Source organism: Nocardia grenadensis, assembly GCF_050942415.1.
GTDB classification, from domain to species: domain Bacteria; phylum Actinomycetota; class Actinomycetes; order Mycobacteriales; family Mycobacteriaceae; genus Nocardia; species Nocardia grenadensis.
Window position 1 is genome coordinate 3,488,717 of the sequence record NZ_CP192054.1, and the last position, 21,614, is coordinate 3,510,330.

Genomic DNA, 21,614 nt, shown 5'->3' on the forward strand with positions numbered 1-21,614 from the left:
ATCCGGATCCGGCTGCGGGGTCGCGCTACGCGCCGTATCCGCCGTCGATCCTCAGCACAGCACCGGTGACATAGGAGGCCTGCGGGCTGGCGAGGAAGACCACGCCTGCGGCGATCTCCTCCGGCCTGCCGTACCGCCCCATCGCCGTTGTCGGAAGAAACATGGGTGCGGCCGGGCCGTCGGCGGGGTTCATCTCGGTGTCGATGAACCCCGGCTGGATGACGTTGACCGTGATGCCCCGGTGGGCCAGATCGCGGGCCGCGCCGCGGCTGTAGCCCTCCAGGGCCGACTTGGTACCCGCGTAGTCGGTCATCCCGGGAAAGCCCACCCGCGTTCCCACCCCCGAGCTGATACTCACGATCCGCCCGCCCTCGGGCAGCAGCGGGAATGCCGCCCGGATCGCGGCCACCACACTGGTGTAATTGATGGCGAGTTGGCGATCCAAGGCGGACTCGTCGACATACTCGCCATCAATCGGGCCGCCGACGGTGACGCCCGCGTTGTTGATCAGAATGTCCAGCTTCCCGAACCGCTGAACCACACTGTGGATCAGGCCCGCCGCCTGTGCCGCGTCCGACTGGTCGGCACGGAAGGCCTCCGCGCGGACGCCCTTCGCCTCCAGCTCGGCGACAACGGCCTCGGCCTGATCCGCCGAGGACGAGTAGCTGATCGCGATATCGGCTCCTTCGTCGGCCAGCGCCAGCGCCGACGCCGCCCCCGTTCCCCGCGATCCGCCGGTCACGATCGCCACCTTGTTGTCCAGCTTTCCCATGTGCTCCCACTTCCTCGAGCGCGCCGTGCGACGAAGTTTTTGACTGTACGGTCCACAATATGCCCTTTATGGACCAGGCAGTCAAGAACCCGTATCCTGGTTCGCATGGCACGTCCGCGAGCGTTCGACGAGAAGCAGGTGCTGAAGGCCGTCCGGGAGCAGTTCTGGGACGCCGGTTACGCCGCGACCTCGCTGGAAGACCTGATGCGGGTCAGCGGACTGGGCAAGGGCAGCCTCTATGCGGCATTCGGCGACAAGCGTCAGCTCTTCCTCCGGGCATTGCAGAGCTACACCGACGACAACCATGGCCACCTTCGGAAAGCCCTCGCCGAGGCCCCACGGGCCGTGGAGGCGCTACGCCTGCTCCTCGAAGCACCGATCGACGACCCGACCGGCACCGATACGCGGCGTGGCTGCCTGATGGCCAACAGCACCTGCGAACTCGGCAACGCCGATCCGGAGGTCCTCGTCCACGCCCACCGCACCTACGAGACCTCCACCGCGCTGATCGGTGACTGCGTCGCCCGCGCCCAACGCGAGGGGGACCTGCCGGCCGGAGCGGATCCGATCGCCCTGGCGCGAGCCCTCCTGGCCGCGCAACAGGGAATCGTGTTCATGGGCAGGACCGGGCTGGACAGGGCCACACTCACGGCCACGGCACGATCACTCGCGGCTCAACTCCTGCCGGACCACTCCAGCGACCGAATCGACAGGTGCTGACGGTCCGTTCGCATCGCCTGTCCGATACTCGGGCACCGCGCTGTCCGCGCCCGGTTGCCGACCCGGCCATCCGCGTTGTGCGGCGACCACCGGGCAATACATGCCCGTGTGTCACGTTGCCTCCGAATTCGGGATGCTCTCATAAGTCGCCGCGGCTCGCTTCGATTCCTCCGGCGACGCGGTGCAGGGTGGCGACCAGAGTCGGTAACCGATTCGGGCGATAGCGGACCGAAGGCATGGACACCGACAGACCCGCCAGCGCGGTCCCGTCCGCGTCCCGCACCGGAACCCCGACCGCGACCACTCCGCGTTCCGACAGCCCGTCGTTCAGCGCGAACCCCGCCCGGCGCACTGTGGAGAGCTGGGTGCGCAGACTCGGCAGATCCGGCCGTTCATCAGGACGTTCCGCTAGCGCGCCTCGTCGTAGAGTTCGTCCAATTCGGCTGCGCCGAGCTCCGCCAGCAGTACCAGACCGGCGGTCGTGCGATGGGTGGGGAACACCATCCCCTCCCGCGAACCCACCCGCAGCGCCTGCCGGCACTCGACACTGGCTATGAACCGCGCCGTATCCCCGGCCCGGATCGTCAGGTTCGCCGACTCCCCCACCAGATCGACCAGTCGTTGCAGATGAGATAGCGCAGCCGCCCGGAGCCGCGATGTCCGGGACTGCGAGTGCGTGGCCAGCTCGAGGACCGGGCCCGGGTGGTAGACCCGCTGCTCGTCCTGTACCGCGAAATCCCGGTACACCAACGTCTGCAGCAACCGATGCGCGGTAGCCCGCGCCACCCCGAGCCGTTCGGCGACCTGGCTGACGGTCAACCCGCCCTCCAGCTGCAGCATGACCGCTGCCCGCAGCGCGTGGTCCGCACTGGTCACGACGTATGCCGGTGGTGTCATCGGTTCCGTGTTGCCCGTCTGTCCGTTCTGCTCTACAGAATTATCTGTTCTGCTGAATCGACACGGGCCACTGTAGGCGATATGAGCACGACTGACACCCCCGTCCGGCTGCGGGCGGTCGCGGCGCCGGACCAGCCGGACGTCACCCCCGCCCTCGAGGAGCTGTACCGCGGCTTCGAACAGGAGCTGCTGGTTCCGCTGTGGACCGAGATCGGCGATCTGATGCCGGCGCATCCGCGGTCGCGGGCGGTGCCGCATCTGTGGCGGTGGGAGAATCTGCTGCGGCTGGCGGCGCGGGCGGGCGATATCGTGCCGGTCGGTCGCGGGGGTGAGCGGCGGGCGATCGCACTGGCGAATCCGGCGCTCGGTGGGCGGCCGTTCGCGACGCCGACCTTGTGGGCCGCGATCCAGTATCTGATGCCCGGCGAGGATGCCCCGGAGCACCGGCACACCCAGAATGCCTTCCGGTTCGTGGTGGAGGGGTCGGGAGTGTGGACCGTGGTGGGTGGCACCGGGAACACCGCCGACGGTGACGCGGTGCCGATGCGACGCGGGGATTTCCTGCCCCAGGCCGGGTGGAACTGGCATGCGCACCACAACGCGACCTCGGAGCCGATGGCCTGGATCGACGGACTGGACATTCCGTTCCAGTACGTCGTGGAATCGCAATTCTTCGAATTCGGGCGCGCGGAGATCGGCGACGCGGAGCGGATTACGCCGGAGCGGTCGCGGTCGGAGCGGCTGTGGGGGCATCCGGGGCTGCGGCCGCTGTCGGTGGGTGCGGTGGCGCCGGGATCGCCACTGCTGGCCTACAAGTGGGAGCACACGGATGCCGCGTTGCATGATCAGCTGCTGCTGGAAAAGGAAGGGTACGGCGGCACCATCGAACCCGGACACGCGGCCGTGCGGTTCTCGAATCCGCACGACGGCACCGATGTGCTGCCGACCATACGGGCGGAATTCCACCGGATCACCCGGGGCGCGGAGACTGCGCCGGTCCGGGAGACAGGGTCGTCGGTCTATCAAGTGTTCGACGGGTCCGGCACGGTGACCGTCGGAGACAAGAGCTGGTCGGTTACCCGCGGTGACCTGTTCGTCGTCCCTTCGTGGGAACCCTTCTCCGCCAGATCGGAAGCCGGTGGCACCGACTCCGATTCCGGCGCCCTGGACCTTTTCCGTTTCTCGGACGCGCCCGTTTTCGAGGCGCTCCGGCTCGACCGTCAGGAGATCACCCGATGAAACTCGCCACCCTGCGCGTCGACGGCGGCACCCGCGCGGTGCGCCTCGACGGTGACACGCTCGTCGACCTGGGCTACGACGACCTCGGCGCGCTGTTCGCCCGGGACGACTGGGCCACGATCGCGGCCGAGGCCACCGGGCGGACCTGGCCGGTGGCCGGCGCGGATTTCGCGGCGGTGGTGCCGAACCCGTCGAAGGTGATCTGCGTCGGGCACAACTACACCAACCACATCAAGGAGATGGGGCGCGAACTTCCCAGCTACCCCACGCTTTTCCCGAAGTTCGCCGACAGCCTCATCGGGCCCCACGATCCGATCGTGAAACCGGCCGAGACCGACGCGCTGGACTGGGAGGTCGAGCTGGTGGTGGTCGTGGGCAAGCCGGTGCGGCGGGCCACCGAGGCCGAAGCCGCGGACGCCATCGCGGGGTTCACCGTGATGAATGATGTGTCGGTGCGGGACTGGCAGTTCCGCACGATCGAATGGACGCAGGGCAAGATCTGGGATTCCTCCACCCCGGTCGGCCCCTATGTCGTCACCCCGGACGAGGTCGGCGGAGTGCGGCCGGCGCTCGAGGTGGAGACGCTGGTCGACGGGCAGGTCATGCAGCACGACGACACCGGGACGCTGCTGTTCGACCCGGTGCGCCTGGTGCAGTACGTATCGACGGTGATCCGGCTGAACCCCGGCGATCTGATCGCCACCGGCACCCCGGCCGGGGTCGGCCACGCCCGGGACCCGAAGGTCTATCTGGCCGGCGGGGAAACCGTGGTGACCCGGATCGCCGGGCTGGGGGCCTGCACGAACAAGGTCGTGAAGGCCTCGTGACCGGGCGGACACACGCCGACTCGCTGAAGTGGGCCGAGCACGGGACCGGCCTGTTCGTCACGCAGGCCGCCCTGCTCGACGACGAGTCGATGTCGGCGCCGAGCAGCCTGCCCGGGTGGACGCGTAAACATCTGGTGGCGCATGTCGCGGCCAATGCCGAGGCGCTCGGGAATCTGGTGTACTGGGCCCGCACCGGCGACCGCACGCCGATGTATTCCTCGCCCGACCAGCGCAATGCCGATATCGAGTCGGGCGCCGCGCTGGCCGCGGACGAGCTGATCACCTGGTTGAACGAGGCGGTGCGCAAACTATCCGTCGCGATGGAGGCGCTGCCCGGGGACGATTGGCACAACGAGGTCGTCACCGCGCAAGGGCGGGCCGTCCCGGCCACGGAGATCCCGTGGCTGCGGGCGCGCGAGGTGTGTATCCACGCCGTCGATCTCGGCACGGGCACCACCTTCGCCGACCTGCCCGACGCGTTCCTGTCCGCGCTCGTCACCGATATCCGGGGCAAGCGCGGACTCGACGAAATCCCCGACGGCCCGCTCCCCGAGGTCACCGCCTACCTCGCCGGTCGTTCCCATTCCCTCGCCGGCGTCCCCGACCTCGGCCCCTGGTTGTAGAGGAGGCTCCTCATGAGCACCCCTGACGTCGTCATCGTCGGCGGCGGTATCGGCGGGCTGAGTACCGCTTTCGCACTGTCCCGGCTCGGCCTGCGGGTGCGGGTCCTGGAGCAGGCGAAACAGTTCGGTGAGGTCGGCGCGGGTATTCAGCTCGCGCCCAACTGCACGCGCATCCTCGACGACTACGGTCTGCTGGACGAGGTGAAGGCCCGCGGAGTCGTGCCCGACCGGATGGTGATGCGGGACGCGGTCGACGGAAGCGAACTGACCTCACTCGACCTGCGCGATCTGGAGCGCGAGTACGGCTTCCCGTACCTGGTCATCCACCGCAGCGATCTGCACGCGCTATTCCTGGCGGCCTGCCGGGACGCGGGTGTCGAACTGCGCACCGAACAGCGCGTCGTCTCCTATTCGCAGGGCGATGGGAAAGCCAGTGCGACAACGCGGGCCGGTGCGGTCCACGAGGCGAATATCGTGATCGCGGCCGACGGATTGCATTCCGTCGCGCGCACCCTGTTCACCGACGACCGGCCGGTGTCCTCCGCCTATGTCGCCTACCGCGGTACCGTGCCGATCGCGGAGGTGGACCGGCCCGTGAACCTCTCCGAAGTCGTCGTCTACGTCGGTCCGCGCTGCCATTTCGTCCACTACGGACTGCGCGGGGGCGATCTGCTCAACCAGGTGGCGGTGTTCGAATCCCCGAAAGCCGTGGCCGGGCTCGACGACTGGGGCACCCCCGACGAACTCGATACCGCCTTCGCCACGACCTGTGATTTCGTCCAGGACCGGCTGCCACATATGTGGCGGGACAAATGGTGGCGGATGTACGACCGCGACCCGATCGGCACCTGGGTCGACGGACGGATCGCGCTACTCGGCGACGCTGCCCACCCGCCGCTGCAGTACATGGCGCAGGGCGCGATCATGGCGATCGAGGACGGGTGGGTGCTCGCCGAACACGTGCGGCGTCTGCGGGACGCCGACGGGGTCGTCGACTGGGCGGGGGCGCTCGCGGCATACGAGGCCGTCCGGCCGGAACATTGTCGGCGCGTGGTGCTGACAGCCCGGGCCTGGGGTGAACTCTGGCATCTCGACGGGATCCGGCGCGCGCAACGCAATGTGCTGCTGCGGGAGCGCGCGGTCGGCGACTACTCGTTCACCGACTGGATCTACGGTCCGACGGCACTGTTCCCCGCGGACGAGCCCCCAATGTTCGAGCCGATACCGCTCGACGCGGCCGACCGGGTGGGTGCTGGGCCCGCGTAGTCGCCCGGTATCGAGGTAGCGGGCGACTACGGTTCCGGATCACCCAGCGGCGGATATCAGCTGACCTGACGGCCGCGGCCGCTCCAGTACGGTGCGCGTAGTTTGAACTTCTGTAGTTTGCCGGTCGCGGTCCGGGCCAACTCGTTGCGGAACTCGACCGAGGTCGGCGCCTTGTAGCCGGCCAGGCGCTGTTTGCACCAGGCGACCAGTTCGGCTTCGGTCGCATTGCTCGCTTCGGCGTCGGGGGTCAGCACGACCAGCGCTTTGATCGTCTCGCCCCACTTCTCGCTCGGTACCGCGATCACCGCCACCTCGGCGACGGCGGGATGAGAGAACAGGCAGTCCTCCACTTCGATCGAGGACACGTTCTCGCCCCCGGTGATGATCACGTCTTTCTTGCGGTCGGCGATGGTCAGGTAGCCGTCGTCGCCGAGGACGCCGCCGTCGCCGGTGTGGAACCATCCGCCCGCCAGCGCGGCCGCGCTCTCCTCGGGGCGGTCCCAATAGCCCTCCATCACCACATTGGACCGGGCCAGCACTTCGCCCGAGCCCTCCTCGGGTTCCTCGGCCCGCAACCGGACGCCCAGGGCCGGGACTCCGGCGCGGGTCAGCTTCGCGGCCCTGGTCTCGGGATCGAGGTCGTCCCATTCGGCCCGGGAGCGGTTGACGGTCAGCAGCGGTGAGGTCTCGGTCAGGCCGTAGATCTGGATGAACTCCCAGCCGAGTTCCGCTTCGACGCGGGCGACGGTTTTCGTCGGCGGCGGCGCGCCGGCCATGATGATCCGTACCCGGTCGCGGCCGGGGATCTCGCCCTCCCAGCTCTGCGCGGCGTCGAGCACCGCGGCGGCGACCGCGGGCGCCGCGCACAGCACAGTGACGCCGTGATCGCGCACGCGGCGCAGAATCTCGGCGCCGTCTATCTTGCGCAGGACGATGTGGCGGGCACCGACGCCGGTCATGGCGAACGGCATGCCCCAGCCGTTCGCGTGGAACATCGGCAGAGTGTGCAGATATACGTCACGGTCGCTGATCGTGGCGTGCAGGCCGAAGGTGACGGCATTGACCCAGATACTGCGATGGGTGATCTGCACTCCCTTGGGGCGGGCGGTGGTCCCGGAGGTGTAGTTGATGGTGGCGGTGGCGGATTCGTCGGGTTGCCACGCCCGCGGTACCGCCCCCGGGGCGGCGTAGAGGTCGGTGTCGGTGCCCAGCACGAACTTGTGCTCGCAGTCGACCTCGCCGAGCGAGTCCGCGAGTTCCGGGTCCACGTACAGGGCGCGAGCCCCGGAATTCTCGACGATGTAACGCACCTCGTCCGGGCGCAGGCGGAAGTTGATCGGGACCAGCACCCGCCCCCAGCCACTCACCCCGAAGAAAGAGGTCAGCAGCCGACTCGAATTATGGCCGACCAGCGCGACCCGCTCCCCGGCCTCGATACCCAGTTCGTCGAGGCGGGCGGCCTGTCTGCGGGCAAGGTCGGCGACCCGGGAATAGGTCATCGAGCCCTGGCCGGGCGCGGGCTGGGCGGGTTCGTCGACGATACCGATCCGGTCGCCGTACACGGTTTCGGCGCGATCGAGGAAATCGGAGACACTGAGCGGGACGAACATGGTCCTCCTACGGATCCTGCGTGCGCCGGGAGGCGATTCTGCGGCCCTTCCGGCGGTCCGACGATTGTCTCGCCGAACCGGCCGTGGCGGGCCGGAATTCTTACGGCGGTCCATCTGCATGGTGGCGATCGCCCCCGAGGGGGATCAGCCGTCGCGCTGCGCGAGTGCGTGACGTGCTTCCTCATGGAGTACGTCGAGCAGTTCCTGTTCCAGGGCCACGAACTCGGGCGTCGTGATCATCGACAGCTCCCGGGGCCGCGGCAGATCGACACGCACCTCGCGGCGCACGGTGGCCGGGCGCGCCGACAGCACGATCACCCGGTCCGACAGGTACACTGCTTCCCGGATGTCGTGGGTGATCATCAGCACCATCCACCGGTACCGCTGCCAGACCTCCTGGAGCCACGACTGCATCTCGGTGCGGGTCAGCGAATCCAGTGCGCCGAAGGGCTCATCCAGCAGCAGCAGCTCGCGTTCCTGGACCACGGTCCGCAACAATGCCGCCCGCTGCCGCATACCACCGGAGAGCTGGGACGGGCGGGCGTCCTCGAATCCGGACAACCCGAAGACCGGGAACAGTTCGCGGGCCCGGCGCCGGGCCTCCCGCTTCGGGACGCCGTGCACCTGTAATCCCAGGACGGTGTTGTCCAGGACGGTGCGCCACGGGAACAGCAGATCCTTCTGCGGCATATAGGCGCAATGCGGTGCCGTCGGCTCACCGTCGCTCGTGCCGAAACGGATACTGCCCGAATCGGGGGTCTCCAGACCGGCCAGCATAGTGAAGACGGTGCTCTTGCCGCAGCCGCTCGGGCCGATGACGGAGACGAACTCGCCCGGCTGCGCGGTGAACGACACACCGCCGAGGACCTGCCGGTCGGGGCGGCGTGCGCCGGGCCGCGGAAACGATTTGGTGAGCCCATCGACGACGATCCGGTGCCCGCGCGCCTCAGTCATGCCGACTCCTGTTCTCCGCGCGGGACCACGGTGCGACGAGCCGTTCGATCGCGAAGGTCAGCAGATACAGCGCGATACTGAGCAGCGCGGTCACGAATACCGCTGCCAGCACCAGATCGGTGCGGAAAGAGTTCTTCTGCAGGTTCATATAGATGCCCAGGCCCTCGCTGGCGCCCACGTATTCGGCGAAGACCGCGCCCACGACCGCATAGGTGATCCCGATCCGCAATGCGGTGAAGAATCGCGGCACCGCGGACGGCAACCGCACATAACGGAACACTTGGACCCGGGACGCCCCCATACTGCGCAGCAGTGCACCTGCCTCGCGGTCGGCCGCGGCGAATCCCTCGATCAGCCCGATCGCCATCGGGAAGAAGGTGACGAGTGCGACAACGAGCACTTTCGGGAGCAGCCCGAAACCGAACCAGATGATCATCAACGGCGCTATCGCGATGATCGGCAGCGTCTGAGAGGCGACGAAAAGCGGCACGAACGCGCGCCGCAGCCAGGGTGAGAAGTCGACCACGACGGCCAGCAGCCAGGCCAGGCTCAGCGATACCGCGAACCCGACCAGTGTCACCTGGAGGGTGGCGGCGGCGTGGACCCCGATCTCGTCGCGGTGCGCCCACCCCTGCGTCACAACCCGCGCCGGCGACGGCAACAGTTGCGGGCGGATACCGCTGGCCTCGACATAGACCTGCCAGAGCACGACGAGTAGCGCCACCGTCACGATGGACGGGAGTGCCCAGCGGAACCCGGTCGATCGCCCCGGCGCGGTCCGGGCGGCCGGATCCGGCGGGGCCTCTCGTGCGGAGTTGTCAGGCAGCGGCGAGGTAGTCATTGGTGAAGTAGCCCGACCAGTCCGGTTCCTTCGTCAGCGGGGCGCCGTCGGGACCGGTCAGCAAGCCCTTCTCGTACAGGAAACCGGAATTCGCGGCCCACCGCTCGCGGGTCTGGCCGCCCACCCGGCCGTCGGGGCCCTTCATGAACTGCTCGGCCAGCATCCGCTGACTCTCGACCACCAGGCCCTCGTCGTTGAAGGCGCCGGGGTTGGCGGCGAGCAGGTCCGCCGCGGCGGCGTCCGGGTCGTCCGCGGCGAACTGGTAACCGCGCTGCAGGGCCTGCACGAACTTCCGCGCGCGGTCGGGGTCGGCGGCCAGCCAATCCTGGTTGGCGTCGATCACTATGGCGTACGCGTCCGGGAAACCGAAGTCGGTGTAGCGGAAGTACCGCATCGGCGTGCCGTGGTGCTCGGCCTCGATTCCCTCCCAGGCGAGGTAGGAGACGGTGAAGTCGGCTCGGCCCGAGTAGACGGCCTCATAGGCCGAAGTGCCCAGGGTGACGGTGGTGAATTCCCCACGGCCACCGTCGTTGCGGATCACCTGCTGGAGGGCTTCGACCTCACCGGGGTCGCCGAAACCGGCATAGGTTTTGCCGTCCAGATCTTTCGGCCGCGTGATGTCGGCGCGGTCGGCCTTCACTCCGATCCCGGTCGCCCAGTGTTGCAGCGGTGCGAGCACGGACAACGTATGCGCTCCCGACGCCCGCGCGAAGGTCGACGAATTATGGGTGCTGATACCGAATTCGGCATTGCCGGCATCGATGACCGTATCGACCGAGGTGTTGTTGTACGGCAGGATCTGCACATCCAGACCGGCGTCGGCGAAATAGCCCCGCTGCTGGGCGACGAACAGCCCCGTGTGGTTGGTGTTCGGCGTCCAGTCCAGGGCGAAACGGATGGTTTCACCGTCGCCGGGCCCCGCGGTGCAGGCGGTGAGCGCGGACAGCGCCGCCACGGTCGCGACCACGAGCGCGAGGACGCGGCGCAGGCGGCCGCTCATGCGGTGTCGATCGAGCATGAGCGAGGGCCCTCCGTGGTCACGCTGCGCTGCCGCCTCCGGGCCTGACTCACTCATGCGGCGGGCCAGGGCTGCGGATGCAGGGCGGTATCCCAGAACATCAGCTCGTACCGGGTGGCCACGGTGAACGCTGTCACCATCGCCGCGCGCTCCCGCTCGCTCGCTACCTCGGCTGCCGCGTCGACGAATGCCCGGGCCGCGGCCGCGGACTCCTGGAACTCCGCGGCGCCGTAGGTGGAAACCCATTGGGCGTACGGGTGGCCGGGGTCGGCCGCCAGGACCGCGGCCGCACTCACGGCCAGGTCACGACCGACCTCGGCGTAGATCCAGAAACACGGCAGCGCGGCCGCCGCGCCCACCGCGTACGACTCGGTCGCGGCGGCGGCGATGAGGTAGGAGACGTATCCCAGGCAGGCCGTCGACGGTTCCGGCTCGCCCTCCCGCGCGGGGAGGCGGCTGTCGCCGAGCAGGTCGTGGTGCAGTTCCGCCTCGACGGCGACCGCCGTGGCCGCCGAACCCGCCCAGAAGCGCGCGGCCTGCGCGTCGGGAGATTTGGCCGAGAGCAAGGCCAGCACCTTCGAATAACCGGCGAGATACAGCGAATCCTGCTCCACGTAGGTACGGAACACGTCGACCGGGAGGGTGCCGTCCCCGAGCCGGCGCAGGAATTCGAGATCGTCGATGGCACCGCGCAGATCTTTCGTCCGATCCCAGAGGTGTTCGGTGAATCTGCCGGATTCGGTGGTGTACGCGCGTGAAGCCAAGACATTCCTTCGTCAGCATTACCTGGACAGGTTCTCGGGTATGTTCTCAGCCCCGCAAGCGCGGAGCACCCCGTGTCAGAACGAATCCGACCATAACAGTTGAGCGGCCGGCAGTGGGCGCCAGGTCCGTACCGGAATCGCTCCGCGGGAACGGCCGTCCACCCGGCAGAGTTGTCCGGACGTGCACGAACGGCACGGAGCTGTGACCCATGTGCGTCAGCAACCGTGACATTTCCGCGACCATTTCGTAATCTAACAGTGATCTTGTCGTCGAGCGTTACGAGTAGTCACCATTATGCCTGGTCAACACCGCAAACCGGCCCGAGTCAGGAAGATCGCTCCGCTGGCCGGAAGCGCGATCGCGGCAACGGCGGTGATCGCACTGTCCGTAACGGCACGCCCCGGCCCGGAGGCGCAGCCCACCGCGGCCACGGTCGACGCGGCCGCCGTCCCCGCCGCCGGCCTCGACAAAGCTGCGGCGCCGACGACACACGCACCGGACGCGCCGATACCCGTAGCCGGCATCGGCCGGGTCCCGGAGATACCGACGAACACGCCCCATACGCCGGCCCCCGCGGCCACCGTCGAGCCTCCACCGGAGCCGGGCCGGTACGCGAAACGGCATGCGCCGCCCCCGCCCCCTGTCATCGCGTGCTCGACCGAACTCGCCGGTGCGCGACCGAAGGTGGCGCAGGTGGGCAACCTGATCGACAAGACATTCGGCGTCGGCGATATCGGCGGCGCCAACGGCCGCTACGACGGCGATCACGGCGCGGGCCTGGCACTCGACTTCATGACGTCCGATCCGGCCCGCGGCGCCGCGATCGCCGACTTCGTGCTGGCCAACAAGGAGCGCTTCGGCGTGACCTATGTGATCTGGCAGCAGCGATACAACGACGGCAGCGGCTGGTCGTACATGGAGGGTCGCGGCGACCCCACCGCCAATCACTACGACCACGTTCACGTCTCGTTCGACTCGACGGCCGATATCCACGTCACCTGCTGACGTACTCGGGTTCGGGTTGGTGGCGGACCGGGTGGGTATCGCGCCACCGCAAGCACAGACCGTCGAGGCGAAACAAGGAGGACGACGATGGTCACAACCGACGCGGATCGAGTCCGGGCGGCACTGTCCGCCGCTGCTTTTCCGGCCGAGAAACCGGAACTGGTGCACTGCGCGACCCGAGCGCACGCCGACCCCGACACCGTGCGCGCGCTCAAAGCGATTCCACCGGAGACCTACGGCAACCTGCAGGAGGTCCTGCAGTCGGTGAACCTCGAGCCGCGGCGGTCGCCGGCGGACCGGGCCGCCCAACGGCGCACCCACCACCATCCGGGCCTGGCGGAGCAGGAGATAGAGGTTCCCCCGAACCCGATCACCGAAGAACTCGGGTACAACCGCGACAGCTGACGGGTGCCGGCGGGCTGGGCGGCATGATCCGCGGGAACCTGGGTAGCCGCCGCAGATGACCACGACGCATCCCCTCGCTCTGGTGACCGGCGCCTCGAGCGGTATCGGTCTGGAACTCGCCACCGTGTTCGCCGAACGCGGCTATGACGTGGTCATGGCCGCAGAGGACGTGGAGATCGACGTCGCGGCCGAGACCGTCCGTCGCCCCGGGATCGAGGTGTGGGCGGTCCAGGCCGATCTGCGGACGCCGGAGGGCGTGGAACAGGTGTACTCGGCGGCGACCCAGGACGAACGGCCGCTCGACGCGGTCGCGCTCAACGCCGGGGTCGGTCGCAGCGGCAACTTCGCCGAGACAGACCTCGACGACGAACTCGATCTCATCGCACTCAATGTGCGCTCGACCGTGCACCTGGCCAAGCTCACATTGGGCGATATGGTGCGACGCGACACCGGTGGACTACTGTTCACCTCCTCCGTCGCGGCGATGATGCCCGGCGCCGGTCAGGCGGTGTACCACGCGTCGAAATCGTTCATCCAGTCGTTCGCCGAGGCGTTGCGCGAGGAAGTGCGCGATACCGGGGTGACCGTGACCGCACTGATGCCGGGGCCGACCGATACGGACTTCTTCCGCCGCGCCGGCCTGCTCGAGACACCGATGGGTCGCGGGCCCAAGGAGGATCCGGCGCGGGTGGCGCGACAAGGTGTGGACGCACTACTCCAGGACAAACAGAAGGTCGTAGGTGGGTCCCTGCGCACCCGTGCGATGGCCACGGTCGCGCACGTCCTGCCCGATTCGGTGAAGGTCACCGCGAGCCGGGTCATGAATGCCGCTCTGCCCCACCGCCCCTGACCACGCGGTGTTTCAGCGACCGGAAACGCCCTGCTCCACCGCGACCGAGGCGCCGAGCCCGACGATCAGCGCCCCGCCGGCACCCCCGACCGCCTCCAGCCGCTTCGGCGACCGGGCGAACCAGTTGCGCGCCGCGGAGGCGAGCAGGGCCCAGGCGCTGTCGCAGATCAGCGCGATCACCAGGAATACCGAGCCCAGCACCAGCAGCTGGAGTGGCAGCGACCCCGCGGCCTGATCGGCGAAATGGGGTAGCACCGCGGCGAAGAACACGATCGCCTTCGGATTGGTGACACCGACGACCACGCTCTGCCGCAGCACCCGGCGCCCACTCGCCGATGCCACGGGCGCACCCAGCACCTCGCGCAGCGCCTTCCGCTCCCGAATCGCCTGGACACCGAGGTGGATCAGGTAGAGCGCACCCGCCACCTTGACGATCGCCATGGCGGTGGCCGAGGCCGCCAGCACCGCGCCCAAGCCCACCGCGACGAACAGCAGGGCGATCTGTACGCCCAGCGCATGCCCCAGAACCGAGATCAACGCCGCGCGCCGCCCGAGGGTGAGTGCGCGCCCGATGGTGAACAGCACGCCGGGCCCGGGGACCACGACGATGAGGGTGGCGGCGGCCACGAAGGCGAACAGATTGGCAGTGGGGACCATATGCGGATTTTATGCCCGAGCGGCGGGTGCGGTGGCCCGGAATCGGCCGGCGATGGGCGCGATGACACCGGGAGAGCCGTTCCGGTCACCTGTCGGAAGGGTTCTCCGGGAGTAGTGGGCCGAGTGGGCCCAGATCGATATTGAGGTCTTCGGGGGTGAGACCGAAATGCTCACGCAGCTCGTCCATCCGCTGCTCGAGCAGCATCAAGGTGGTGCCGATGCGCTCGACCTGGTCCTCGCGCAGATCGCCGGCGTCGACGCGCCGCAGGGCCTGCCGTTCCATGAGCTGACGCAACAGTTCCACCAGGGTGAGGACCAGCGTGACCAGACCACGTTCCACCGTCTCCGGATCGGAGTCGATACGCGGTGAGAGACCGTCGAATTCGGTCATCCGGGTGCCTCCTGTCCGGGGCCGTACAAGGTGCTGACAGAAGAGATCAGCGCCCGCAGCGAGATCTGGACCAGATCGACATCGGCGATGGCGAGCTTGATATCGCCGGTGACGACGACCCCACCCGCCAGCACCCGGTCCAGCAGATCGACCAGTGCGATGCGGCGCTCGCTGTCGACGCTGTTCACTGCGGCTCGCGTTCCACGCCCGCGAACGAGTACGGCGGCCACGGGCCGGTGAGTTCGAGCCGGATACCGGGGAATTCGGCGGCGAGCGCATCGACGGCCGCGGCGAAATCCTCGGCGCGTTCGTCGTCGACCAGATAGGTCCCGTTGAGCACCATCCAATCACTGCGGCCACTCAGCGCGGGATCGGTGGTCGGCTGCCGGCGACCGGCCGCGGCGCGACGGCTCAACCGGGTATGGATGACCTCCGCACGCTGTGCCGCATCGTGTTCCACGGTCTCCTGAGCGGACAGCTGCGCGCGGCGACGCGCCAGATAGGCCGCGCCCGCGCCTCTCCCGGTGTCTTCGGCGCGGGCCTCGGCCACGGCCGCGGTGAGCGCGGCACGATCCCCGTAGACTTTCACGCCCCATTCGGTGCGACCGCTGACCAGAACCAGCGCCGCCTCCAGATCCGCCTGCCGGTCCCGCAGCAGTTCCCGCACCCGCTCGTCGTCACGGAAAACGGTGGCCAGCCGCAACGGTGCCGACGGGGCCCGGCGCACCGCCGCGGACACCACCGCATCGTGTGCCCGGGCGGTGGCGGCCAACCAGTCCAGATCCTCCAGATTCCGGCTCAGCGGTTGCTCCCCGAACACGTCGAGGGGTACCGAACCGACCAGCGCGGCGAGCGGCTCGGACAGCACGACACGGACCGGTTCGCCGGCCACCCCGGTGAGTCCGTCGAATCCCGCGGTAGCGTCGGCGGCCGCCGTCACCGCGTACAGCCAGACACCGCTCCCACCCGTCACGGCCGATCTCTCTCCCGCGATTCGCGCCGCTCTTCGACGGCTTCGCGCCGATCCCGTCCGGCCTCCAGTCGCGCTATCCGGTCGCGTAGTTCGCGGTTCTCGAGTTCGAGGTCACGATCCTGGCGTTCGAGCGTGCGGGCCTTGCTGTTGAGCCACGGGTCGGTCTCCCACCAGTCGATGCCCACGGCCTTGGCGGTTTCCAGAGACGCGACCACCAGTCGCAGTTTGATGGTCAGCAATTCGATATCGAGCAGGTTCACCTGAATATCGCCCGCGATGACCAGCCCCTTGTCCAGGACCCGTTCGAGAATATCGGCGAGGTTGGTCGATTGGTGCCCGCCGCCGTAAGGCTGCGGCTCGTAGGACCCACCACCGCCGACCACCGTCATCGCCGGCCCCTTCCGCCGATCTCGGTACTACCCCGCGCATAGCGCGCGGTTCTACGGTAGGCCAGCAGATTTCCGTCGAAATCGATCTCCACTTCGTAGAGCGCGAGCATATCCGCCGACGAAGGGATGCGGTGGTCCTCGAGCACCTCGATCTCCACCAGCCGGCCGTCGTCGAGCGGCTCCATCGAGGTCACCCCTTCCACCGATTTCGACGTCAGTTCCCTCAGGTGTTCGATCGCCGCCGCCGCGGCCTCCCGGGCAGTGAGCGGGAGCTCCGGCTCCGGATCCACCTCCGCGGCGTTCTCGGTGGTCGACCTGCGGCTCATCGCGACTCTCCCCTCTCATCCGACGGCGGCAATCCTCCGGAAGGACGCCTGATCCGGGACAGGACCTCCCGCAATGCCCGGTCCCGCTCGTCCTCGGAGATCTCGCCGGCCGCGGCGGCTTCCTCGATCTCCTCGATATCGCGCCGGACAGCGGCCGGACTGCGCCACTGCTGATCGACCTGCTCCTGGATCACTTCACCCAGCCAGATCACCCCGCGGACCGGGGCCAGCGGCAACAGGACGATCGACGACAGCAGTCCCATATCCTCACCCCGCGGCTTCGCCGGCGGTGACGAAATCGTAGGGCGCCATCGGGCCGAGCAGGTTCAGCCGGATCCGTCCGTCCCATTCCTCGCCGAGTTCATTCAGCACTTGTAGCAGTTCATCCTCTCGGGACAGGTCCAGCAGCAGGGCGAGATGGACCGCCTCCTCTTCGTGCGTGGGCTGACGCTCCCGCACGGTCGGATCGAGATCGCTCAGGGCGGCGGCCACCCGGCGGGTGTCCGCGGCGCGTTTGGCCTCGATCTCGCGGTTCACGATCTCACCCAGCCGGATTCGCTCGTTCCGGGTGGCATCTTCGGGTTTGTCGCGGATCTCCGTGCGCAGTCGGGCGGCGTCGGTGTTCTCCTCCAGGATCTCCTGGAGCACCGTGTTCTCGGTGTAGCGTCCCCGGATCACGTACTGGGCGCGGCCTTCGAGGTCATCGAGCGCGCTGCGGAACTGGTCGTGGTTGGGGGCGAGCAGCTCCTTCTCCACCGCTTCGGTATCGGTCACGACACCGCCGAATTGCAGCGGCAGCACCGGAGCGACCGCGGCCGTGCCGTCCAGCAGGCGCGCGTGCGCGGTGAGATCGTCGGGCATGCCCAGGGGACGGTCGAGCGTGACCTCGCTGACCAGGGCGGCGATATCGCCATGCCGTACGACGGTGACGTCGGCGGGTGGGTCACCGATACCCTGGGCGTGCGGTTCCGGTTCCACATCGGCGGTCACGATGCCGTAGACATACACCCCGGTGCGCTGGTCACGATCGCTCTCGGTTGCGGTACTCGCGGTGGACATCATCACTCCCCTCGTTTGGAGGCCCGGGAAGTCTGGCGCTGGTCCTGCACGTCCCCGAGAAAGTCCTGCACCTTCTTTCCCGCGGCTTCGATGGCACCTTTCGTCTTGTGTTCGGCCGCGCCCTCGGTGACATCGCCCACGAGGTCGGTGAGCCCCTTGGGCTCGTTACTGGATATCTCCAGACGGTTGACGGCCTCGGCGAAACGCAGATACGTGTCGACGCTGGCGACCACCACGCGGGCGTCGATGGTCACCAGTTCGATGCCGACCAGGGAGACCCGGACGAACGCGTCGACGACCAATCCTTTGTCGAGGATGGTGTCGACGACCTCGGCCAGGCCGGATGAATTGGGACGGGCCACTGCGCCACTACCGCCGCCACCCGCGGGTTCTATGGTCATCTCGCTCCTCGCTGTGCGCGGGAACGGCGCGGGGCGGCGGCACGGCGGGCGGTACGCGGGCGGCGCGACGGCCGGGCCTCGCGGTCCTCGTCTTCCGTGCTGTCCTCGGCCTCCTCGTCGTCGGGGCCGCCTTCCTCGTCTCCGCGCTCTTCGTCCTCGTCCTCGTCTTCGGCGGCTTCTTCTTCGTCTTCCTCTTCGTCCTCGTCCGTGGGTTCCTCGCCCTCGGCGCCTTCATCTTCGGCGCCCTCGTCCTCCGCGCCTTCGCCTTCTCCCTCCGTCTCCTCGCCTTCGGCCTCCTCCTGCTCCCGGCGTCGCGCGCTCTCGTCGTCCTCGACGACCTCGCCGTCGCGGATCTCTCCGTGCCAGCCCACGATGTCGTCGGGGCTCAGTACCGCCTCGGTCATGACGTAACGCTCGAAATGCTTGAGTTCCAGGCGGCATCGACGCCCGGCCGCACGCCAGATATTGGCAGTCTTCTCGAAAAAGCCCTGCGGGTGATATTCCAGAACCACCAGCACCCGGGTGAAGCGCGGGCCCAATTCGTGGAAGGTGACCGCGCCGTCGATATAGCCCTTGGCCCCTTTGGACCGCCAGATGATCCGCTCGAACGGCACCTGTTCGAGGATTGTGGACTCCCAGATCCGCCGCGACCAGAACACGCGCCCGGTCCAGGAGAGTTTCTCATCGGCGACCTGTTCGACCTGTTCCAATTTCTTCATGAACTTGGGGAATTCCGCGAACTGTGTCCACTGGTCGTAGACGAGCTCGACCTCGGCACCGATATCGATGTGCTCGACGATATTGGCCAGTTTGAGTTTCTTCCCCTTGCCGCCTTTACCGCCCCCGCCGGTGAGCGCGTCCTTGGCCGAGGACACCTTATCTTTGACCGACTTCCCGACTTTGCTCATTCCCGCGCTCATGGCCGCTCGCATCGGGGAAGCGCCCTCGGAGAGCTTCTCGACTCCGGTCAGTGCCGCGAGCAGGTTGCCGCCACCCTGGCCCTCGGCATATTCGTTCAGCCGACCGGCCGCATTCGACACCCCGCCGGACAGACCGGATACGGCACGCTGGGCGAGGGTTCCGGCGAGATTCTGCACCGACTGACGGAGCAGATCGCCGGGGCTCCCCTGCTCCGCGGTCTTCTTGGCCGTCGAGCCGACCGATTTCGCGGCCCCGGTCGCCTGGCCGGCGGTGCCGGTGGCCGCCTTGCCGACGCCCGAGACGGTATCACGCAGTACTTTTGCCATACCTGATCACCGCCTCGTCCGCCGCACAGGCGCCTTGTCGGTATCGGCTCCGGCGCGCCGTCGACGGGGCTCCGTCGTCCCGCTCTCACCGGAGCCGGACGATCGGGTCGACGTGCGAGTACCGGACCGGGAGGTCTTGGTCGCGCTCGTCCGGCGGGCACGCGGCCGGGGCGCGGGTTCTTCGGCTTCTTCTTCATCCCAGGATTCGTCGGGCTCTTCGTCGGCCGTCTCGTCCGCCTCGCTCGGCTCCGGTTCGGCGTCCTCCTCCGTCGCGGCGGCCCGCCGACGGCCACCGCCGTCCTCGGCCTCGGCCGGCACGGGTGGCAGCAGCCGCTCGTTCAGCGCGTCGAGGCGGTTGCTCGCCGCGGTCACGGCCGCCGACCGCACCGCCCCCAGCAGTTCACCCCGCACGGTATCGGTGATCTTGGTCAGTTCCTGGGAGCCACCCAGCGTCGATGTGCCGCGTTCGAGCAGCTCGCCGGCGAGCCCCGTGGATCGTTTGGACATCGCCGCGCCCGCCAATCCCATCGCCCAGCGCATTTTGCGCGTACGACCCAGGAAATATCCGATTCCCACCCCCAACGCGATTCTTGCTCCGCCTTTCATGCTCACTCCTCGCCGTCTCGGGTACCGCTACACCTCACGACGGGAGCGGCCGAGACAAGAGACCCCAGAAATGGGACAGACCACGTTACGGTGGACGATACCCAGCGTATTCCTGGTTACCCGCATGGTCGATAGGCTTAGAGGGCAAGAAACGAACACGGCGGCCGACCGGCGAGACCGCATAGCGACCCTTTCGCCGGCGCACGCTCGAGTGGTCGCGCACGACCGCCCCCGTCCGAACCACCGCGCTCCACGCGGGAAACCCGGATTCGCGGAAAGCGCGGGGTCGCGTCCCCGCGCGCGAGTCGCGGTGCGACGTCCGCCAGAAGCGATGCCGGACGGCCGGAATCCGGCGTTTCAGTGACGTATCAAGGTGATCGGCAGACCGTCCTTGGGGAACGGCAGCGAGTGGTAGTCCATCGGTGGCATATAGCCGGGATCGACGGTCCAGTGGTATTCGCGCAGCAGCCTGTGCATTATCGCCTTCACCTCCAGACCCCCGAAATACATTCCGATGCATTTGTGTACACCGCCGCCGAACGGTTCCCACGCGAAGCGGTGCGATTTGTCCTCGCGGCGTTCGGGGCCGAACCGATCGGGATCGAAGGACAGCGGATCGGTCCAGTAGTCCTCCATGAGGTGGGTGAATTGGATACCCACGATGACGTCGGTGCCGGCGGGGATACGAACTCCCTCGACCACGGTGTCCTTGACCGCGTATCGGACCAACACCGGTACCGGAGCCCGCAGGCGCAGTGCCTCGCGCATCACCAGATCGATCGAGACCAGCCCGTCCAGTTCGGCCATCGAGGGCGCCGGCCCGAGGGCGAGGGCTTCGGCCCGGCAACGCTGCTGCCAGTCCGGATACTGTCCGAGGTACTGCAGGATGGTGGAGGTGGTGATGGTGGAGGTGTCATGAGCCGCCATCATCAGGAAGATCATGTGGTTGACCACGTCATCGTCGCTGAACCGCTCACCGTCCTCGTTCTCGACATGACAGAGCACTGAGAAGATGTCGTCGGTCTGCCGGGCGCGTTTGGCGGGCAGGTAGTGGCGGAGGAAATCCTCGAGCACCCTGCGGCCGCGATAGGCCCGGCCCCACCGGGTGAAGGGCGCGTTGAGCCGGACGATCCCGGCCGCGGCCTGCACACAGGCGATGAACGCTTTGTTGATCCGGTCCATCTCGGCCTGTCCGGTGTCCTGCACACCGCCCATGAACAGATCCGCGGCGATATCGAGGGTGAGCTGCTTGAGTTTCCAGTACGACGGGAACTCGGTGCCCGCTTCCCAGGCCGCCACGCCCTGTTCGATGGCCGGGTGCAGGCGCTGGGTGTACGCCTCGAGGCGGGATCTCGTGAATGCCTCCTGCATGATCCGCCGGTGCGCCAGGTGCTCCTCGAAATCGATGAGCATGAGGCCGCGGTGGAAGAACGGGCCGACGAGTTCGGACCAGGCCGGTTCGTTGGCGAACGCTTTGTCCTTGTTCTGAAGTGCCGCGCCGCACGCGTCGGGCCCGAGCAGCATCACCGCGTTCTTGCCGAGCGCGCGAAACGGCGCGACCGGGCCGTAGCGCTCCCAGCGGCCGCGGCACAGCGCGACCGGATCCTTGGCGTACTCCAGCACCTGCCCGAGCAGGGGTAATCCGCGGTCGTCGCGGTGCTGGACCGGGATCGGCCGCGTGATCGCCGACCCCGTCGTAGCGGTTTCCTCGCGTGGCTCCAAGGCTTCGGCCTTCATCTGCTCACCTCATGCTGGTGTGGCGGTGGTCACGTC

General features: G+C 68.0%; 28 protein-coding genes. 8 read left to right on the forward strand and 20 right to left on the reverse strand.

Translation table 11 applies throughout. The features are described from left to right. Positions 1 to 25: 25 nt before the first annotated feature. The gene (locus ACQPYS_RS15880; RefSeq protein ID WP_431937966.1) at positions 26 to 772 is read right to left on the reverse strand and encodes an SDR family NAD(P)-dependent oxidoreductase; all 747 of its coding nucleotides are present in this window, start codon (positions 770 to 772) and stop codon (positions 26 to 28) included. 105 nt (positions 773 to 877) lie between these two features. Here ACQPYS_RS15880 and ACQPYS_RS15885 point away from each other — a divergent pair, with 105 nt between their 5' ends. After that, positions 878 to 1,492 carry a TetR/AcrR family transcriptional regulator gene (locus tag ACQPYS_RS15885; RefSeq protein WP_063034703.1) on the forward strand — a complete coding sequence of 205 codons (615 nt, stop codon included), beginning with the start codon at positions 878 to 880 and terminating at the stop codon, positions 1,490 to 1,492. A 139-nt stretch (positions 1,493 to 1,631) separates the two neighbouring features. On the opposite strand, the gene ACQPYS_RS15890 is transcribed toward ACQPYS_RS15885, so the two are convergent. Further along, positions 1,632 to 1,844, reverse strand: coding sequence for an IclR family transcriptional regulator domain-containing protein (locus tag ACQPYS_RS15890; RefSeq protein ID WP_433489999.1), 213 nt, complete (start codon positions 1,842 to 1,844; stop codon positions 1,632 to 1,634). 56 nt (positions 1,845 to 1,900) lie between these two features. Beyond that, positions 1,901 to 2,389: an IclR family transcriptional regulator gene (locus tag ACQPYS_RS15895; protein WP_433490000.1), complete on the reverse strand. Its 489-nt coding sequence runs from the start codon at positions 2,387 to 2,389 to the stop codon at positions 1,901 to 1,903. Positions 2,390 to 2,470: 81 nt separating this feature from the next. On the opposite strand from ACQPYS_RS15895, the gene ACQPYS_RS15900 reads away from it, so the two are divergent. The 4 genes from ACQPYS_RS15900 to ACQPYS_RS15915 are packed head-to-tail and all read left to right on the forward strand — an operon-like array spanning position 2,471 to position 6,344. Next, complete coding sequence (locus ACQPYS_RS15900) at positions 2,471 to 3,628, forward strand: cupin domain-containing protein (protein WP_063034704.1); 1,158 nt, start codon at positions 2,471 to 2,473, stop codon at positions 3,626 to 3,628. Further along, complete coding sequence (locus tag ACQPYS_RS15905) at positions 3,625 to 4,455, forward strand: fumarylacetoacetate hydrolase family protein (RefSeq protein WP_063034705.1); 831 nt, start codon at positions 3,625 to 3,627, stop codon at positions 4,453 to 4,455. The genes ACQPYS_RS15900 and ACQPYS_RS15905 overlap by 4 nt, the downstream gene beginning before the upstream one ends. Further along, positions 4,452 to 5,078: a maleylpyruvate isomerase family mycothiol-dependent enzyme gene (locus tag ACQPYS_RS15910; protein WP_063034706.1), complete on the forward strand. Its 627-nt coding sequence runs from the start codon at positions 4,452 to 4,454 to the stop codon at positions 5,076 to 5,078. The genes ACQPYS_RS15905 and ACQPYS_RS15910 overlap by 4 nt, the downstream gene beginning before the upstream one ends. A gap of 12 nt (positions 5,079 to 5,090) precedes the next feature. After that, on the forward strand, positions 5,091 to 6,344 hold the full coding sequence (locus ACQPYS_RS15915; protein ID WP_433490001.1) for an FAD-dependent oxidoreductase: 1,254 nt from the start codon (positions 5,091 to 5,093) through the stop codon (positions 6,342 to 6,344). A gap of 56 nt (positions 6,345 to 6,400) precedes the next feature. Here ACQPYS_RS15915 and ACQPYS_RS15920 read toward each other — a convergent pair whose 3' ends face one another. From ACQPYS_RS15920 to ACQPYS_RS15940, 5 genes are all read right to left on the reverse strand, one after another. Beyond that, positions 6,401 to 7,954 (reverse strand): AMP-binding protein, encoded by a 1,554-nt coding sequence (locus tag ACQPYS_RS15920; RefSeq protein WP_431937960.1) that lies wholly within the window; start codon positions 7,952 to 7,954, stop codon positions 6,401 to 6,403. A 144-nt stretch (positions 7,955 to 8,098) separates the two neighbouring features. Next, the gene (locus ACQPYS_RS15925) at positions 8,099 to 8,908 is read right to left on the reverse strand and encodes an ABC transporter ATP-binding protein (protein ID WP_433490002.1); all 810 of its coding nucleotides are present in this window, start codon (positions 8,906 to 8,908) and stop codon (positions 8,099 to 8,101) included. After that, on the reverse strand, positions 8,901 to 9,749 hold the full coding sequence (locus ACQPYS_RS15930; RefSeq protein WP_084480327.1) for an ABC transporter permease: 849 nt from the start codon (positions 9,747 to 9,749) through the stop codon (positions 8,901 to 8,903). Before ACQPYS_RS15930 ends, ACQPYS_RS15925 begins: the two co-directional genes overlap by 8 nt. Then, positions 9,727 to 10,749, reverse strand: coding sequence for an ABC transporter substrate-binding protein (locus ACQPYS_RS15935; protein ID WP_063034710.1), 1,023 nt, complete (start codon positions 10,747 to 10,749; stop codon positions 9,727 to 9,729). Before ACQPYS_RS15935 ends, ACQPYS_RS15930 begins: the two co-directional genes overlap by 23 nt. 71 nt (positions 10,750 to 10,820) lie before the next feature. After that, positions 10,821 to 11,531 (reverse strand): TenA family protein, encoded by a 711-nt coding sequence (locus ACQPYS_RS15940; RefSeq protein ID WP_431937958.1) that lies wholly within the window; start codon positions 11,529 to 11,531, stop codon positions 10,821 to 10,823. Positions 11,532 to 11,826: 295 nt separating this feature from the next. Here ACQPYS_RS15940 and ACQPYS_RS15945 point away from each other — a divergent pair, with 295 nt between their 5' ends. The 3 genes from ACQPYS_RS15945 (at position 11,827) to ACQPYS_RS15955 (ending at position 13,792) form a co-directional block, all read left to right on the forward strand. Further along, positions 11,827 to 12,537, forward strand: coding sequence for a hypothetical protein (locus tag ACQPYS_RS15945; protein ID WP_433490003.1), 711 nt, complete (start codon positions 11,827 to 11,829; stop codon positions 12,535 to 12,537). An 87-nt stretch (positions 12,538 to 12,624) separates the two neighbouring features. Beyond that, positions 12,625 to 12,942 (forward strand): DUF2795 domain-containing protein, encoded by a 318-nt coding sequence (locus ACQPYS_RS15950; RefSeq protein WP_433490004.1) that lies wholly within the window; start codon positions 12,625 to 12,627, stop codon positions 12,940 to 12,942. Between the two features lie 55 nt (positions 12,943 to 12,997). Continuing rightward, positions 12,998 to 13,792, forward strand: coding sequence for an SDR family NAD(P)-dependent oxidoreductase (locus tag ACQPYS_RS15955; RefSeq protein ID WP_433490005.1), 795 nt, complete (start codon positions 12,998 to 13,000; stop codon positions 13,790 to 13,792). A 12-nt stretch (positions 13,793 to 13,804) separates the two neighbouring features. Here ACQPYS_RS15955 and ACQPYS_RS15960 read toward each other — a convergent pair whose 3' ends face one another. The 12 genes from ACQPYS_RS15960 to ACQPYS_RS16015 all read right to left on the reverse strand — a co-directional run bounded on the left by ACQPYS_RS15960 (position 13,805) and on the right by ACQPYS_RS16015 (position 21,578). Continuing rightward, positions 13,805 to 14,449, reverse strand: a complete 645-nt coding sequence (locus ACQPYS_RS15960; RefSeq protein WP_063034715.1) for a LysE family translocator — start codon at positions 14,447 to 14,449, stop codon at positions 13,805 to 13,807. Between the two features lie 85 nt (positions 14,450 to 14,534). Continuing rightward, on the reverse strand, positions 14,535 to 14,840 hold the full coding sequence (locus ACQPYS_RS15965; RefSeq protein ID WP_433490006.1) for a gas vesicle protein K: 306 nt from the start codon (positions 14,838 to 14,840) through the stop codon (positions 14,535 to 14,537). Continuing rightward, positions 14,837 to 15,028, reverse strand: a complete 192-nt coding sequence (locus ACQPYS_RS15970) for a gas vesicle protein (RefSeq protein WP_084480328.1) — start codon at positions 15,026 to 15,028, stop codon at positions 14,837 to 14,839. The genes ACQPYS_RS15965 and ACQPYS_RS15970 overlap by 4 nt, the downstream gene beginning before the upstream one ends. Beyond that, positions 15,025 to 15,813: a GvpL/GvpF family gas vesicle protein gene (locus ACQPYS_RS15975; protein ID WP_063034718.1), complete on the reverse strand. Its 789-nt coding sequence runs from the start codon at positions 15,811 to 15,813 to the stop codon at positions 15,025 to 15,027. The genes ACQPYS_RS15970 and ACQPYS_RS15975 overlap by 4 nt, the downstream gene beginning before the upstream one ends. Beyond that, complete coding sequence (gene gvpJ / locus ACQPYS_RS15980) at positions 15,810 to 16,202, reverse strand: gas vesicle protein GvpJ (protein ID WP_063034719.1); 393 nt, start codon at positions 16,200 to 16,202, stop codon at positions 15,810 to 15,812. The genes ACQPYS_RS15975 and gvpJ (ACQPYS_RS15980) overlap by 4 nt, the downstream gene beginning before the upstream one ends. Continuing rightward, positions 16,199 to 16,528 (reverse strand): gas vesicle protein GvpO, encoded by a 330-nt coding sequence (gene gvpO, locus ACQPYS_RS15985; protein WP_063034720.1) that lies wholly within the window; start codon positions 16,526 to 16,528, stop codon positions 16,199 to 16,201. Before gvpO ends, gvpJ (ACQPYS_RS15980) begins: the two co-directional genes overlap by 4 nt. After that, a complete protein-coding gene (locus ACQPYS_RS15990; protein ID WP_063034721.1) occupies positions 16,525 to 16,791 on the reverse strand; it encodes a gas vesicle protein GvpG in 267 nt (88 codons plus the stop codon). Before ACQPYS_RS15990 ends, gvpO begins: the two co-directional genes overlap by 4 nt. A gap of 4 nt (positions 16,792 to 16,795) precedes the next feature. Then, entirely contained in the window at positions 16,796 to 17,587 is a 792-nt protein-coding gene (locus ACQPYS_RS15995; protein ID WP_433490007.1) for a GvpL/GvpF family gas vesicle protein, read from the reverse strand. Between the two features lie 2 nt (positions 17,588 to 17,589). Then, positions 17,590 to 17,988, reverse strand: coding sequence for a gas vesicle protein GvpJ (gene gvpJ / locus ACQPYS_RS16000; protein WP_063034723.1), 399 nt, complete (start codon positions 17,986 to 17,988; stop codon positions 17,590 to 17,592). Further along, complete coding sequence (locus ACQPYS_RS16005) at positions 17,985 to 19,235, reverse strand: SRPBCC family protein (RefSeq protein WP_433490008.1); 1,251 nt, start codon at positions 19,233 to 19,235, stop codon at positions 17,985 to 17,987. Before ACQPYS_RS16005 ends, gvpJ (ACQPYS_RS16000) begins: the two co-directional genes overlap by 4 nt. Positions 19,236 to 19,241: 6 nt before the next feature. Beyond that, positions 19,242 to 19,841, reverse strand: a complete 600-nt coding sequence (locus ACQPYS_RS16010) for a hypothetical protein (protein WP_433490009.1) — start codon at positions 19,839 to 19,841, stop codon at positions 19,242 to 19,244. 357 nt (positions 19,842 to 20,198) lie between these two features. Next, positions 20,199 to 21,578 carry a cytochrome P450 gene (locus ACQPYS_RS16015; RefSeq protein ID WP_433490010.1) on the reverse strand — a complete coding sequence of 460 codons (1,380 nt, stop codon included), beginning with the start codon at positions 21,576 to 21,578 and terminating at the stop codon, positions 20,199 to 20,201. Positions 21,579 to 21,614 lie beyond the last annotated feature (36 nt).